Source organism: Halomonas almeriensis (assembly GCF_030409235.1).
Lineage (GTDB): Bacteria > Pseudomonadota > Gammaproteobacteria > Pseudomonadales > Halomonadaceae > Halomonas > Halomonas almeriensis.
Window position 1 is genome coordinate 18563 of the sequence record NZ_JAUFPO010000014.1, and the last position, 14996, is coordinate 33558.

13 protein-coding genes and 4 tRNA genes are annotated in these 14996 nt (G+C 63.6%); 12 read left to right on the plus strand and 5 right to left on the minus strand.

From position 1 onward, the window contains the following. The first annotated feature begins 55 nt into the window (after positions 1-55). The 3 genes from QWY74_RS12135 (at position 56) to QWY74_RS12145 (ending at position 3738) form a co-directional block, all read left to right on the plus strand. On the plus strand, positions 56-1021 hold the full coding sequence (locus tag QWY74_RS12135; RefSeq protein WP_290314400.1) for a YbgA family protein: 966 nt from the start codon (positions 56-58) through the stop codon (positions 1019-1021). Further along, positions 1018-2265, plus strand: coding sequence for an SAM-dependent methyltransferase (locus tag QWY74_RS12140; protein WP_264826795.1), 1248 nt, complete (start codon positions 1018-1020; stop codon positions 2263-2265). The genes QWY74_RS12135 and QWY74_RS12140 overlap by 4 nt, the downstream gene beginning before the upstream one ends. A gap of 129 nt (positions 2266-2394) precedes the next feature. Further along, positions 2395-3738, plus strand: coding sequence for a UDP-glucose dehydrogenase family protein (locus QWY74_RS12145; RefSeq protein ID WP_290314401.1), 1344 nt, complete (start codon positions 2395-2397; stop codon positions 3736-3738). A 25-nt stretch (positions 3739-3763) separates the two neighbouring features. On the opposite strand, the gene QWY74_RS12150 is transcribed toward QWY74_RS12145, so the two are convergent. Further along, positions 3764-4870 (minus strand): aminotransferase class I/II-fold pyridoxal phosphate-dependent enzyme, encoded by a 1107-nt coding sequence (locus QWY74_RS12150; RefSeq protein ID WP_264826798.1) that lies wholly within the window; start codon positions 4868-4870, stop codon positions 3764-3766. 217 nt (positions 4871-5087) lie between these two features. On the opposite strand from QWY74_RS12150, the gene QWY74_RS12155 reads away from it, so the two are divergent. Next, entirely contained in the window at positions 5088-5549 is a 462-nt protein-coding gene (locus QWY74_RS12155; protein ID WP_264826800.1) for a tellurite resistance TerB family protein, read from the plus strand. A gap of 142 nt (positions 5550-5691) precedes the next feature. Then, the gene (locus tag QWY74_RS12160; protein ID WP_264826801.1) at positions 5692-6933 is read left to right on the plus strand and encodes an NAD(P)/FAD-dependent oxidoreductase; all 1242 of its coding nucleotides are present in this window, start codon (positions 5692-5694) and stop codon (positions 6931-6933) included. Positions 6934-7011: 78 nt separating this feature from the next. Here the strand turns inward: QWY74_RS12160 and QWY74_RS12165 are convergent, their stop codons facing one another. Beyond that, positions 7012-7452, minus strand: a complete 441-nt coding sequence (locus QWY74_RS12165) for a hypothetical protein (protein WP_264826802.1) — start codon at positions 7450-7452, stop codon at positions 7012-7014. A gap of 225 nt (positions 7453-7677) precedes the next feature. Between QWY74_RS12165 and pyrC the strand changes: the two genes are divergently transcribed. Then, positions 7678-8715, plus strand: a complete 1038-nt coding sequence (gene pyrC / locus QWY74_RS12170; protein WP_264826803.1) for a dihydroorotase — start codon at positions 7678-7680, stop codon at positions 8713-8715. A gap of 598 nt (positions 8716-9313) precedes the next feature. Here pyrC and mtnN read toward each other — a convergent pair. From mtnN to folD, 3 genes are all read right to left on the minus strand, one after another. After that, entirely contained in the window at positions 9314-10051 is a 738-nt protein-coding gene (gene mtnN, locus QWY74_RS12175; RefSeq protein ID WP_264826805.1) for a 5'-methylthioadenosine/S-adenosylhomocysteine nucleosidase, read from the minus strand. An 85-nt stretch (positions 10052-10136) separates the two neighbouring features. After that, a complete protein-coding gene (locus tag QWY74_RS12180) occupies positions 10137-10610 on the minus strand; it encodes an S-ribosylhomocysteine lyase (protein WP_264826806.1) in 474 nt (157 codons plus the stop codon). A gap of 434 nt (positions 10611-11044) precedes the next feature. Further along, on the minus strand, positions 11045-11905 hold the full coding sequence (gene folD, locus QWY74_RS12185) for a bifunctional methylenetetrahydrofolate dehydrogenase/methenyltetrahydrofolate cyclohydrolase FolD (protein WP_264826807.1): 861 nt from the start codon (positions 11903-11905) through the stop codon (positions 11045-11047). A 182-nt stretch (positions 11906-12087) separates the two neighbouring features. On the opposite strand from folD, the gene QWY74_RS12190 reads away from it, so the two are divergent. From QWY74_RS12190 to clpP, 6 genes are all read left to right on the plus strand, one after another. Continuing rightward, a tRNA-Pro gene (locus tag QWY74_RS12190) sits at positions 12088-12164 on the plus strand. Positions 12165-12232: 68 nt separating this feature from the next. Next, positions 12233-12309, plus strand: a tRNA-Arg gene (locus tag QWY74_RS12195). Between the two features lie 111 nt (positions 12310-12420). Continuing rightward, positions 12421-12495: transfer RNA gene (locus QWY74_RS12200), tRNA-His, on the plus strand. Positions 12496-12524: 29 nt separating this feature from the next. Then, positions 12525-12599: transfer RNA gene (locus QWY74_RS12205), tRNA-His, on the plus strand. 309 nt (positions 12600-12908) lie between these two features. Continuing rightward, positions 12909-14261 carry a trigger factor gene (tig, locus tag QWY74_RS12210; protein ID WP_264826808.1) on the plus strand — a complete coding sequence of 451 codons (1353 nt, stop codon included), beginning with the start codon at positions 12909-12911 and terminating at the stop codon, positions 14259-14261. A gap of 85 nt (positions 14262-14346) precedes the next feature. Then, positions 14347-14967 carry an ATP-dependent Clp endopeptidase proteolytic subunit ClpP gene (clpP, locus tag QWY74_RS12215; RefSeq protein WP_264826810.1) on the plus strand — a complete coding sequence of 207 codons (621 nt, stop codon included), beginning with the start codon at positions 14347-14349 and terminating at the stop codon, positions 14965-14967. Positions 14968-14996 lie beyond the last annotated feature (29 nt).

Genomic DNA, 14996 nt, shown 5'->3' on the forward strand with positions numbered 1-14996 from the left:
CCCTGTCTGACGTTATCCTGTATGGAGGAAAAGCCGCAGATCACAGGAGTGCGACATGCAGCAAGCCGCATCTGATACCGCCATTCCGGTGGGCATCAGCGCCTGCCTGACCGGTGCCGAGGTGCGTTACAACGGCGGTCACAAGCGGTCGCGTTACTGCCTGGAGGTGCTCGGAGAACGGCTGCGCTTCGAGACCTTCTGCCCAGAGCTGGAAGCCGGGCTCGGTGTTCCCCGGGAGCCTGTGCGGCTGGTCGGCCGTGCCGGTGAGACACCCCGTGTGCGTGGCACCCAGAACACCGAGCGGGATGTCACGGCGAGTATCGAGCAGGTCGGCATCGACTTCGTCGGGGCGCATCGTCACCTGCGTGGTTTCATTCTCATGAAGGGGTCGCCGAGTTGCGGCCTGGAAAGGGTCAAGGTCTACCACGAGAACGGCATGCCGAGTCACACGGATTCCGGCGCCTTCGTGCGCGTCATGCGCGAGCATTTCCCCGAGCTGCCGCTGGAAGAAGAGGCCAGGCTCAATGACCTGGGGCTGCGCGAGAACTTCATCTCGCGCATCTACGCCCTGGATGACTGGAAGCGCAACGTCGAGCCGGATCCCAGCCATCACGCCATGCTGCAGTTCCACAGTCGCCAGAAGTTTTTGCTGATGGCCCACCGAGTGTCGGCCTATCGCGAGCTGGGGCGCTATCTGGCAGAAGCGCATCAGCGGCCACTGGCCGAGACCCGCCACTACTATCTGCAAGCCTTTATGCAGGCGATCTCGCGGCCGGCCACGCGCAAGTCGCACACCAATGCGTTGATGCATGTGCTGGGGTATCTGAAGCATGCCCTGGATGGCCAGACGCGACGCGATCTGCGCCAATCCATCGAAGAGTATCGCCTCGAACAGGTGCCGCTGGCCGTGCCCATGCGCCTGCTGAATCACTATCTGAAACGTCACGGTTCGGACTACATCCTTCAGCAGTCCTACCTGGATCCGCATCCCTATGAGCTGGGGCTGCGCAATGCGATATGACGCCGAGCCATGCGGCCTGCCGGGCCTCCGAGGTCACGGTGGCCACTGACGGCGGGACGCTCGACCATGCCACACGCTTGCGTCGTCTGGGCGAGGTGCTGGAGGCTTGGCACAGTGTCTGGCAGCCACTGCCGTTCCAGCATCCCCTGCTGCCCTGGGAGGCAGACCACGGCGAGCTGGCCGCGGCCCTGCGCGACTTGTCCGATGCCGAGGCCGAGCGCCTGCAGGATGCGCCGCTCTCGGCCAGCGCGCTGTCGCAATGGCTACCCGTCGAGGAACTGGCCACTCTGGTCGAGCTGCCGGATCTCGCTGCAGGTGGCGAGCCGACACTGCCCGATGGCTGGGGCGTCTTCGTCGGCGGTCGCAAGTGGCGGCAGATTCAGGCCTTTGCGCCCCTGGTCAGTGCCGACCGGCCACTGCTGGAGTGGTGCGCGGGCAAGGGGCATCTGGCGCGAGGGCTGGCGCGTTGGCATGACAGGCCGGTCGACGCCCTGGAGTGGCAGCCCGCGCTCTGCGAGGCGGGCGGGGCGCTGGCGTATCACCAGTCGGCTGCGGTAAGGCTACATCAGCAGGATGTTATGGCCGCGGATGCCGAGTGCTGGCTGAACGAAGAGCGGCGTGTCATGGCGCTGCACGCCTGCGGGGATCTGCATGTGAGGCTGCTGCATCTGGCCGCCCGCCGGCGCGGTGCCGTGACCCTGGCTCCCTGCTGTTACCAGCGCACGGCCGACGCCTGGTACCAGCCAATATCGTGTCAGGCCCGCCGCGAGATGAACTGGTCGATGTCACGGGACGACCTTGCCATGGCGGTGCAGGAGACCGTCACGGCCCCCGGTAAGGTGCGTCGCGAGCGGCGCCTGGCCAATGCCTGGCGCCTGGGCTTCGATGCCCTGCAGCGTTCGCTCACCGGGCGCGACCGTTATCTGCCTGTGCCCAGCCTGGCCTATGGCCAGTTGCCGACAACCTTCGCTGGCTTCTGCCGCTGGGCTGGCGAACGCAAGGCGGTGGAGCTGCCCGGCACAATCGATTGGGCGGCGCATGAAGCCGAGGGCTGGCGCCGGCTGGCTGAGGTCACGCGCCTCGAACTGGTGCGGCATGTCTTTCGGCGTCCTCTGGAGGTCTGGCTGGCGCTGGATCGGGTCAGGCTTATGGAAGAGGCGGGCTTTGACGTGCGTCTGGGTACCTTCTGTGACCGCCAACTGACGCCACGTAACCTGGTGATCGAGGCCGAGCCCTGGGCCTGAGCATTGATGTCAGTGCGCCACGCGCCCGGTGGCGCCGCTATGGCGCTTTCATGGCCGGCCAAAGCGGGCTAGCATGTCGGCCACGCGGCGAGAGTCAGTGAACAAGCGTCCAGCTGGGGAATAAAGGGAATGAAGATCACGATTTTTGGTACCGGGTATGTGGGCCTCGTCACGGGAGCCTGCCTGGCGGATGTGGGGCATGAGGTGCTGTGCATGGATGTCGATGCCGACAAGATCGCACGCCTGGAAGCTGGAGAGATTCCCATCTACGAGCCGGGGCTGGAAGAGTTGGTGAGTCACAACATGGCCTCGGAACGATTGGCGTTCACGACCCGGGCGGATCGAGCCGTCGAATTCGGCACTCTGCAGTTCATCGCGGTGGGCACGCCCCCGGACGAAGACGGCAGTGCCGATCTGCAGTACGTGCTTTCGGTGGCCCGGACCATCGGCGAGCACATGAACGACTTCAAGGTGGTGATCGACAAGTCCACTGTGCCGGTCGGCACCGCTGGTCGCGTGCGCCACACGATCAAGGAAGTACTCGAGCAGCGCGGCGCGAGCCTCGAGTTCGAGGTCTGCTCGAACCCGGAGTTCCTTAAGGAGGGAGCCGCCATCGAGGATTTCTCGCATGGTGCCCGCATCGTCGTTGGTACCGAGTCCGAACGCGTGCGTGAGCTGATGCGCGACTGCTACGGCCCCTATATCCGCCTGCAGGAAAAGCTGATGTTCATGGACGTGCGTGCCGCCGAGTTGACCAAGTACGCGGCCAACGCCATGCTCGCCACCAAGATCAGTTTCATGAACGAGATCGCCAATCTGGCCGAGCGCCTGGGCGCGGATGTCGAGCAGGTGCGACGCGGTATCGGCTCGGATCCGCGTATCGGCTACCACTTCATCTACCCCGGCTGTGGCTACGGCGGCTCCTGTTTTCCCAAGGATGTGCGTGCCCTGACGCGCACGGCCGGTGATGTCGACTATCAGGCGGAATTGCTCAGCGCGGTGGAAGGCGTCAACCAGCGCCAGAAGCAGACGCTGTTCGACAAGCTCGAGCGGGCCTTCGACGGCGATCTGGCCGGACGCACCATTGCTGTCTGGGGCCTGTCCTTCAAGCCCAATACCGATGACATGCGTGACGCCCCGAGTCGCCTCCTGATGGAATCTCTGTGGCGGGTCGGGGCGCGGGTGCGTGCCTTCGACCCGGAGGCCATGGACGAGTGCCGGAGGATCTACGGTCAGCGCGATGATCTGAGCCTCGCCGAGACCCGTGAGGCCGCCGTCGAAGGGGCCGATGCGCTGGTCATCTGCACCGAGTGGAAGGTCTTCCGCATGGTCGACTTCGACTGGCTGAAGGACCAACTCGGCATGCCGGTGGTGGTCGACGGCCGCAACCTCTACAACCCCGAGACCGTTCGCCGGGCGGGCCTGATGTATTACGCGGTGGGGCGTGGTGATTCCCTGCACCAACCCGTCTGAGGATTGCGTTTCCCTGAGCGCCGAGTCATCCGTCCTGCAGGGCGCGCTCCAGCGTGGCCAGGCGGCCGGGCGTCAGGGCGTCGGCTACCGCCGAGATGCGCAGCACATGGCCCAGGTCGGGATGCGCCGGGCGGGCAATCAACTTGCCTTCCGCCAGCAATTCACCATGGACCTGTCCGGCCAGCTCGGCACTGGAGAGCCGAATGCCCAGAAAATTGGTGGCGCTCGGCAGTACTTCGGCCCCCAGGGAACGGAAATGTTCGGCCAGTGCCTCGCGGCGGGCAATCACATCGGCAATGTGCTGCCGGGTTTCGTCGGGATGGTCGAGCACCACCTCGGCGGCGGCCAGAGTTAGGGCCGAGACGGCATAGTGAATTCGCACCTTCATCAACATGTACAGCGTTTCGGGCTCGGCGATCGCATAACCAATGCGCATGCCGGCCATGCCATGCGCCTTGGAAAGCGTTCGGCAACGAATCACACCTGGCATGACCTCACGAGCAATGGGCGTGTCAGCATCCGGCCGAAAGTCATGATAGGCCTCGTCGAGAAGCAGCCAGCAGTCCTCCGGTAGAGCCCGGCGAAGCGCCTTGACGGCGTCATCGGTATGCAGGTGACCACTCGGGTTGTCCGGATTGGCCAGATAGACCAGGCGCGCCTCTTCCTGGTGAGCCGCCTCCGCCAGGGCTTGCAGGTCCGGCGAGAGGCCGTGTTCATCCTCGTGGTAGGCCACCTCGACCAGCCGACATCCCTGGCCGCGGGCAAAATAGCCGAAGGTCGGATAGGTGCCGGCGGAGCTGATCACGCTTTGCCCGGCCGGGGCAACCGCTCGCAACGCCAGGGCCAGCAGGCTGTCGGCGCCCGCATCCACCAGCAAGGCCTCAAGCGGAATACCCTGCTGCTGTGACAGCCGCTCACGCACGCCGAGCGCCTCGGAATCCCCGTAACAATAGGCATGCTCGACCATGGCATCGCCGAAGTGGCGGCGCAGCGCCGCATGCGGCATGTCCAGGCCCTCGTTGGAGCCCAGCCGGTGGGGGATGGTGCGCCCCAGGCGGCGTTGCAGCACCCAGATGCCGGGGAAGGGGTTATCGGGGCCGGGATGATACAGGTGGTCGGCAAAACGTGGCATGTCATCTCTCGCGGGGCAATGAATGGAGAGGCAGCGAGCCCGGCAGGCTTCGGCGCCTGTGCCGGCTCAGCCGGGCGTCGTCGCGTGCGTTGCCTGGAGGGCGCGGCGCCGGGCACGGATGGGGAACCCGATGGCGATTCCGCGGTCGATCCGTGCATGAAGCGTCTGCCTCGTTGGGCAGCAACGCTTGCCCATTATGAGCAACAGGAGTCTTGTCATGCTGGCCTCATTGCAACGCTGGATCAACGACATGACGGCGCAGTCGTCCTCCGCGGAGCCGCCGAGCCTGGCGCTGGCCACTGCGGCCTTGTTATGCGAGGTGATGCGCGCCGACTACCGCCTCGAGCCTGCCGAGCTCGAAGCCTTGCGCGAGGAGCTGCGTCAACGTTTCGGGCTCGAGGAGCAGGTGCTGAGCGAGCTGATGGAGCTGGCCCAGCAGGAAACCGAAGCCTCGGTGGACCATCACCGTTTCGTGCGCCTGATCCGTGACGAGTGCGACGCCGAGTCACGTATCGAGCTGGTGCGCGCGATGTGGGCCCTGGCCTACGCCGATGGCCACAAGGACGCCCTGGAAGAGCATCGCATCCGCCGCCTGGCCGAACTGCTCCATGTCAGCCATGCCGATTTCGTGCGCACGCGCCACGAGGAGCAGCAGCGCGCCGCTGGGGAATCATCCTGAGGTTTCCGGGGACGGACTGCCCCGGGCGGAAAGTGTTGGTATGCCAGGCGTCTCGGCCTGATAGAATGGCAGTCGTGACCCTGCCGTGTGCATGAGACAGCGGTCGGGATTTCGACAGGCGTTGGCAAGCGAGGGGAGACGGATGGTGCGGCAAGTGACGGTGCTGGGGGCGGGCATGATCGGCGTGTCGGTGGCATGGTATCTGGTTCGGCGGGGCTTCGACGTGACCCTGATCGACCGCCAGGCGCCGGGGCAGGAGACGTCCTTCGGCAATGCCGGCCTGATTCAGCGCGAAGCGGTGCGGCCTTATCCCTTTCCGCGCGATCTGGCCACCCTGGTCCGCGTCCTGCCCAACCGCCAGGTCGATATTCGCTATCGCCCGGGCGGCATGTGGCGTGCGGCCTGGCCGCTGTTTCAGTACTGGCGAAATTCCGGCGGCAGTCGCTACGCGCGTCTGGTGCCGGAATATGCTGCCCTCATTCAGCGTTGCCTGGACGCGCATGGCGAGATGATCGAGGCTGCCGGGGCGGAGTCCCTGATCGGTCGCGATGGCTGGCTGGAGGTCTATCGCAGCGCTGACAAGCTCGCCGAGCGCCTTGAAGAGGCCCGGCAGATGGGGGCGGAGTATGGCGTGCACTTCCGTCATCTGGATGCCGGAGAGCTGGCGGAACTGGAGCCGGATCTGACCGATCGCTGCGCGGGGGCGATTCACTGGCTGAACTCGTGGACGGTCGCCGATCCCAGTGCCCTCGTTCAGGCCTATGCCCGGGCCTTCGAGGCCGAGGGCGGGCGCCTGCTGCTCGGCGAGATTCAGGATGTCAGGCAGGATGCCGACGGCTGGCAGGTGGATGTCGACGCTCAAACTCATCATGCCGAAGACCTGGTGATGGCGCTGGGGCCCTGGTCGCGCAACTGGCTCGAGCACCTGGGACTGTCGGCTCCCATGTTCGTCAAGCGCGGTTACCACATGCACTATGCCGGGGCCGAGGGGGCAACCCTCAGGCACTGGGTCATGGATGCCGAGGTCGGCTATGTGATGGCGCCCATGAAGGCCGGCATTCGGCTGACCACCGGGGCCGAGCTGGAGCGACTCGAGGCGCCGCCGCACCATGCACAGCTGGCCGCCGCGGCAGGGCGAGCCAATGAGCTGCTGCCCCTGGGCGAACGACTCGATGCGGTTCCCTGGAAGGGTGCGCGTCCCTGCATGCCGGACATGAAGCCGGTGATCGGGCCGGCGCCGGGCAAGCGTGGCCTGTGGTGCGCCTTCGGCCATGGCCACCATGGCTTCACCCTGGGGCCGGCCACCGGGCAGTTGCTGTCACAGATGATCGCCGGTGACACGCCGGATATCGAGATGGCGCCGTATCGCCTGGACCGCTTCTAGCCGGAAGCCGGGCGCGATGACCGCCCGTCGTGGCGATAGGTGACGGCCGGCGAGGCGTTACAGCCGGCCGTCGCTTTTTTATCCGGCTTTGGTTCGCTGCCTGGCCTTCCGACGCCTCAGGAACGTATGGATCAGCAGTTTGATGGCCAGGGTGAAGATGAACACCAGCCAGCCCGCTGTCGCCAGGACGTTGAACAACAACAGCTTCTGCTCGCCGTTCAGGGGCGTGATCCAGTAATCGATGCCGATCGCCATCAGAAAGGCGAGTGCCAGCGGCAGCACCAGGATGTGCATCCACATCTCGGTGCGGCGCTTGCGCACATGATAGCGGCTCATCATCACCCGCGAAGGGCGATGCACGAAGCTGATCATGATGAGACTGCCGGCCATCAGCATGGCGGCAAGGGTCGGTTCGATATTGCCGATGTGGACCGTGTAACTGATCGACCAATAGACCATCAGCCACATCAGGCCGGCCAGGATGGCGACGAGATCGGCGTAATAGCGTACCTTCGGCATGGTGTCCTCGTGGCGTTGCTCAGGCCGGGGATGATACGTCAAATCATCCCGGCGTGAAGCATTTTCTGAGCGTGATTCCCTCGGTCTTTTGCTCGCCGCAGTGCCGCGACGGCCACCGCAGCCGGCCACGCAAGGGAAGCATTTTCCCTGCTCGGGCGGCTCCGGAGGCAGGCGACATTGCGGTATACTCGTCACCATGAATCCACGTCGATAACAGGATATGCCGTGAACTCGATCACCCTGACTCGCCCGGACGACTGGCACCTTCACCTCCGGGACGGCCAGGTGCTGCCTGCCGTGGTGCCTGCCAGTGCCCGCCAGATGGGCCGTGCCATCATCATGCCCAATCTCAAGCCACCGGTCACCACTACACAGCAGGCGCTCGACTATCGTCAGCGTATTCTGGCGGCCGTGCCCGACGGCGAGGCGTTCGAGCCGCTGATGACGCTCTACCTCACCGATAACACCAGTGCCGAGGAAATCGAGCGGGCCCATGCCAGCGGCCAGGTGCATGCGGTCAAGCTGTATCCCGCCGGTGCCACCACCAACTCGGCAGCCGGCGTCACCGACCTGACCCATTGCGATGCGGCCATCGGCGCCATGGCCCGACTGGGCATGCCGCTGCTGGTGCATGGCGAGGTCACCGATGCCGACATCGATATCTTCGATCGCGAAGCCGTCTTCATCGAGCGGGTCATGAAGCCGCTGCTGGATCGTCATCCGACGCTCAAGGTGGTGTTCGAGCACATCACCACCGCCGATGCCGCGGCCTTCGTCACGGCGGCGCCGGCCAATGTGGCCGCCACCATCACCGCGCACCACCTGTTGTTCAATCGCAACCACATGCTGGTGGGCGGCATCCGCCCGCATTACTACTGCCTGCCGATCCTCAAGCGCGAGCGGCATCGCCAGGCCCTGATCGAGGCCGCGACCGCGGGCAGTGGCAAGTTCTTCCTGGGCACCGACAGCGCTCCGCATGCCAAGGGTGATAAGGAAAGTGCCTGTGGCTGTGCCGGCGCCTACACCGCGCCGGTGGCCCTGGAGCTCTATGCCACGGCCTTCGAGCAGGCCGGCGCGCTGGACCAGCTGGAAACCTTCACCAGCCACGCCGGGCCGGACTTCTATGGCCTGTCGCGCAATGCCGATAGCGTGACCCTGGAACGCGAGACCTGGACGGTCCCCGAGTCGTTGCCGTATGTCCCGGATCAGGACATCGTGCCCATGCGGGCAGGGGAGAGCCTGGGTTGGAAGTTGAGGGTGTGAGGGGGGAAGAGGGAAGACAGAAGAGGGAAGAGCTGGAAGTGGCGAGCGACGAGAAACGAGGAACGAGCGGTTGGAAGCAGGCCGCAGGCCGGATGCTGGGATGCGAGATGACGAGCCGCGAGAAACGAGAAACGAGCGGTTGGAAGCAGGCCGTAGGCCGGATGCTGGGATGCGAGATGACGAGCCGCGAGAAACGAGGAACGAGCGGTTGGAAGCAGGCCGTAGGCCGGATGCTGGGATGCGAGATGACGAGCCGCGAGAAGCGAGAAACGAGCGGTTGGGAGCAGACCGCGGAGCGGGTAGCGGGAAGTTGAAGGCAGAGGGAAGAGGGAAGAGCTGGAAGCTTGAAGCCGGAAGCTGGAAGTGTTGAGCGGCGAGCGACGAGAAACGAGGAACGAGCGGTTGGGAGCAGACCGCAGGGCGGGTGCCGGGATGCGAGATGACGAGCCGCGAGTAACGAACTACGAGAAGTAGAAGCGAGAAACGCGAATCGAGCGGTTGGGAGCAGGCCGCGTAGCGTTGAGTGCGGTGTGTATGGACGAAAAGGCCCCGCCAGAGTGGTTCTGGCGGGGCCTTGGGGCTTCTTGCCGGCGGTGTGTCAGCCGGCGGTGGTGGCGTCGGCGGTGCGGGTGGTCTGCGCGAGGCGCTGAATCATGCCGCTGACCATGCGCGTCGAGTGGTCCGCGGCCCTGGCCAGGAATTCCTCGAAAGAGAGGTGGTTGTCGCCACCGCCGGCAATGTCCGAGAGGGCGCGAATGACCACGAAAGGGCAGCCGTACAGGTGGCAGGTCTGCGCAATGGCGGCGGCTTCCATCTCTGCGGCCAGCATGGTCGGGAAGCGCGAGCGGGTCTGGGCGACAAGCTCGGGGCAGGCCATGAAGACATCGCCGGTGGCGATTAGTCCCTCGGTCACCCTGACCTCGTTCATGGCTTCCACGCTCTGGCGGGCCAGCTCCACCAGCTTGGCGTCCGGCAGGTAGGCGGCCGGCATCTGCGGCACCTGGCCATGCTCGTAACCGAAGACCACGGCATCCACGTCGTGGTGACGGACCTCGCTGGAGACCACCACGTCGCCGATTTCCAGCCCTTCGCCGAAACCGCCGGCGGAGCCGGTATTGATCACGGCCTCGGGCTGATACATGTCCAGCAGCAGCGTCGTGCCCACGGCCGCGTTGACCTTGCCGATACCCGATTGAAGAATCACCACCTCGACATCATGCAGCCGGCCACAGTGGAAAGTGCTGCCCACGTGATGGCGGGTCTCGCAGTCTTCCAGCATCGCCTTGAGCTGAGCGACTTCCTGGGACATGGCGCCGATGATGCCGATGCGTTTCATCTATTCGTTCTCCACGGGGCAAGGCGTGACGACTGAGGTGTGACGTGTAAGGCGTAAAGGCCAGGCTGTGACCGGATATTGACGATCAGGCGCCTTCGGCGAAGACCTGATGCCACTCGCTGCGCTTGGCGAGCAGGTCGCGCGCCAGGTCCTTGGCGCCTTCCAGGCTATGGCTGGCGGCCCAGCCGCACTGCTCTTCATTGCAGGCAGGCACTTCGTCGGCTTCCAGCACGTCGTTCAGCGTGCCTTCGACGAGCTCGAGCATGCCGTCATAGTCGTCATGGTTGAGCATGGCGATGTAGAAGCCCGTCTGGCAGCCCATGGGGCTGATATCCAGCACCAGGTCGGAATGGTTGCGCGACTTCTCGGCCATCAGATGCTCGAGCGAGTGCAGCGCCGGCATGTCCATGTGGCCCTTGTTCGGCTGGCAGATACGCAGGTCATACTTGTGGATGGTGTCGCCGTGCTGGCCGGTCTTCACATCCGCCAGGCGGACATAAGGCGCCTTCACCTTGGTGTGATCCAGATTGAAGCTCTCGACGTTCATCTTGTCGCTCATCGACGGACCTCGCGATATCTAGCAGTGGAAAGTCAGCGCGCATTCTACCTGAGTACAGGCCAGGGTGCACGACGCAGGCCTCGCCGGCCCCTCACACCTCATTTTCTTCCTTCTTCTTACTTCCCTCTTTTTATCTTCCCACTGCCTTCAACTTCCCGCTACCCGCCCGCGGCTGGCTTCCAATCGCTCGTTTCTCGTTTCTCGTTTCTCGTCGCTCGTTACTCGCGGCTCGTCATCTCGCATCCCAGCACCTGACCCGCGGCTGGCTTCCAACCGCCCGTTCCTCGTTTCTCTTCGCTCGTTGCTCGCGGCTCGTCATCTCGCATCCCAGCACCTGACCCGCGGCTGGCTTCCAACCGCTCGTTCCTCGTATCTCGTAACTCGTCGCTCACCACTTCCAGCTTCCAGCTCTTCCTTCTTCCTTCTTCCCTCTTTCACCCCTTGGCATCATGCATCTCGGCCGCCAGCAGGGTGTTCTCGAGTAGCGAAGCCACCGTCATTGGCCCCACGCCACCGGGCACCGGCGTGATGTGGCTGGCGCGCGCCGCGGCCGACTCGAATTCGACATCCCCGGTCAGCTTGCCGTCTTCCTGGCGGTTGATACCCACATCGATGACGATGGCGTCGTCGCGCACCCATTCGCCCTTGACCAGCCCCGGGGTGCCCACGGCCACCACCAGCAGTTCGGCGCGCCGCACATGGGCTTCCAGATCCCTGGTGAAGCGATGACAGACCGTGGTGGTGCAGCCCGCCAGCATCAATTCCAGTGACATCGGGCGCCCGACGATGTTGGAAGCGCCCACTACGGTGGCATCCAGGCCACGAATGTTGAGGCCGCTTTCCTGCAGTAGGGTGATCACGCCCTTGGGGGTGCAGGGGCGCAGCAGGGGCAGGCGCTGAGCTAGGCGCCCGAGGTTGTAGGGATGAAAGCCATCGACATCCTTGTGCGGATGCACACGCTCGAGAATAGGGCGCGGGTCCAGGTGATCAGGGAGGGGCAGTTGAATCAGGATGCCATCGACGTCCGGCGCCGCATTGAGTTCATCGACCAGTGATTCCAGATGCTGCTGAGACGTATCGGCCGGTAACTGATGCTTGAACGACAGCATACCGGCTTCCTCACAGGCACGATGCTTGTTGCGTACATAGACCTGCGATGCCGGATCCTCGCCGACCAGAACCACCGCCAGACCCGGAGCGCGCGACCCGGCATCGAGGCGCGCCTGAACCTGTAGAGCAACCTGCTGGCGAACACGGGCGGCGATGGATTTGCCATCGATCAGTTGGGCGTTCATCGGCTTCCCTCTGGCGGTCGAATGAATAGACGTGTGTGAAGTCGCGGCCGATTTTCGCATGAGCGGGCGTTCAGGCAAAGCGAGCGGACGATATCGGGCTTGACGCCGGGGGAAAGTCACGTAGAATACGCATCGCTTGACGGGGCCTGCTACGGCGACCGTTAGGGCCGTGCAAAAGCCGGCGGGGTGTAGCGCAGTTTGGTAGCGCGCCTGCTTTGGGAGCAGGATGTCGGGGGTTCGAATCCCTCCACCCCGACCACAAGTCGTTGAAAGGGTGAAGTTTTTTCCCTGTTCTGGCTTGCGGCTGGGTGCCTGGCAACGTAAGATGCGCCTATAGCTCAACCGGATAGAGCAACGGCCTTCTAAGCCGTAGGTTGCAGGTTCAAGTCCTGCTGGGCGCGCCATCTCGGTGCAAGGTCCTGAGGGCTTGCAGTCAAGTCAAGGCAACCTGTTTGCCTGTGTCAGGGTAGTACAGCACTTTGTTGTGACTGACCCATGATAGGTTGTTGTCAGTGGTGGATGTAGCTCAGTGGTAGAGCCCCGGATTGTGGCTCCGGTGGTCGTGGGTTCGATCCCCATCATCCACCCCAGTGACAGACAATCGCAGTTTCAGGCAGTGGTGGATGTAGCTCAGTGGTAGAGCCCCGGATTGTGGCTCCGGTGGTCGTGGGTTCGATCCCCATCATCCACCCCATTTGCCTTCCCTTCGAAAGATTCCCGGTCCGCCTCGTCGTTATCTGTCCCGTTTGCTAGAGCTAGAGTCAGATGTTCACTCAGCTCATTGGCCTGGTCTCAGCGATTGGTCACGTCTGCCGACGAGACGAATGGTTCAGCGCCGATCCTCATCCGTTTTTGCCCTCCTGCCCTTGAAATTCCGGTATTCGCCCTTATCTGTTACTGGATGGCGCTTGCCAGTGACAGGCGGGATTCATAGAATCCCCACTCTGAATGTTTCAACGCTATTCCATAGAACCAACGCCCCTGTCGGTGTAGAGGACAATTCATGCAAGTTTCCGTCGATACGACCTCCCAGATTGAACGCCGCGTCAAAGTGCAGGTACCCGCCGCCGAGATCGACGAGGCCGTGGACACCCGCCTAAAGGATGCCGCCAAGAGCGTGCGTATCAACGGCTTCCGTCAGGGACGGGTGCCGATGTCGGTCGTTCGCCAGCGTTACGGCGCCGATGTGCGTAACGAAGTGGTCGGCGAAGTGATGCGTGAGCGTTACGTCCGTGCCATCACCGATGAGAGCCTTAACCCGGCCGGCAATCCGCAGATCGAGACCGAAGTCAACGAGGCCGGCAAGGATCTGGAGTTCACCGCCATTCTCGAGATCTACCCGGAAATCGAGCTGAACTCCATCGAGGGCACCGAGGTCGAGCGCCCTGTAGTCGAGGTCAGCGATGCCGACGTGACCGAAATGATCGAGAGCCTGCGCAAGCAGAACGCCGGCTGGCAGGAAGTCGAGCGTCCCGCCGCGGACGGCGACCAGGTTACCATCGACTTTCAGGGCTACCTGGGCGACGAGCCTTTCGAGGGCGGTAGCGCCGAGGGCCATGAGCTCACCATCGGTTCCGGCAGCTTCATCCCGGGTTTCGAAGAGCAGTTGATCGGTGCCAGCGCTGGTGAAGACAAGGAGCTCAAGGTCACCTTCCCGGAAGATTACCAGGCGGAGCAGCTGGCCGGCCAGGAAGCCACCTTCAAGGTCAAGGTGCATGCCGTGAAGGCACAGGAGCTGCCTGAGGTCGACGCCGAGTTCGTCAAGCAGTTCGGTGTGGAAGACGGCGATCTGGAGCGTTTCCGTGAGGAAATCACCAACAACATGAAGCGTGAGGCCACTCAGGCCATCGATAACCGCGTGAAGCAGCAGGTGCTCGAGGCGCTCAAGAAGGCCAACGACATCGAGGTGCCGCAGTCGCTGATCCAGCAGGAAACCGATGGTCTCAAGCGCCAGGCGGCCCAGCAGTTCGGTCTCGGAGAGGACTTCGACGTCAGTCAGCTGCCCGATGAGCTGTTTGCCGAGCAGGCCAAGAGCCGCGTGCAGATCGGCCTGCTGCTGGCCGAGGTGATCAAGGTCAATGAGCTGGATGCCAGCGACGATGAGATCAAGGCCAAAGTCGAGGAACTCGCCCAGCAGTACCAGGAGCCCGAGCAGGTCGTCGAGTACTACATGGGTAACGACGAGATGAAGAACCAGGTCAAGTCGGCCGTCCTGGAAGAGAAGGCCGTAGACATCCTGCTCGAGCAGGCCACCGTCACCGACGTCGAGATGAGCTACCAGGACGCGCTCGCTGCGGCTCAACAGCAAGGTGGTGAAGAGGAAGCCGAGGAAGAAGCCGAGCAAAGCCAGGCTTGATCCCCCCTCGAGATCCCGCCCGGCGCGATGCCGGGCGGTTAATCAGCCGCCGATCCCATACATCGGATGCAAGGACATCACCCAGATGAGTAACGACATCGATATCCAATCCGCCGGCGGCCTGGTGCCCATGGTGGTCGAGCAGAGCGCACGGGGCGAGCGGTCCTACGACATCTATTCCCGCCTGCTCAAGGAGCGTGTGATCTTCCTGGTGGGGCCGGTCGAGGATTACACCGCCAACCTGCTGGTCGCGCAGTTGCTGTTCCTGGAGTCCGAGAACCCCGACAAGGACATCCATCTGTACATCAACTCGCCGGGTGGTTCGGTTACTGCCGGAATGTCGATCTATGACACCATGCAGTTCATCAAGCCCGATGTGTCCACTGTCTGTATCGGACAGGCGGCGAGCATGGGGGCCCTGTTGTTGACCGGCGGTGCCCAGGGCAAGCGCTATTGCCTGCCCAACTCACGGATGATGATCCATCAGCCACTGGGCGGTTATCAGGGTCAGGCCTCGGACATCGAGATTCACACCCGTGAGATTCTCGGCATCCGCGAACGCCTTAACCAGATCCTGGCCCACCACACCGGCCAGGAATTCGAGACGATTGCCAAGGATACCGACCGCGACAATTTCATGAACGGCGAGCAGGCCGCCGAATATGGCCTGATCGACGCCGTGCTGGATAAGCGGCCGACATCCTGATAGCGTGAAACTCACCACGCTTTGACTAC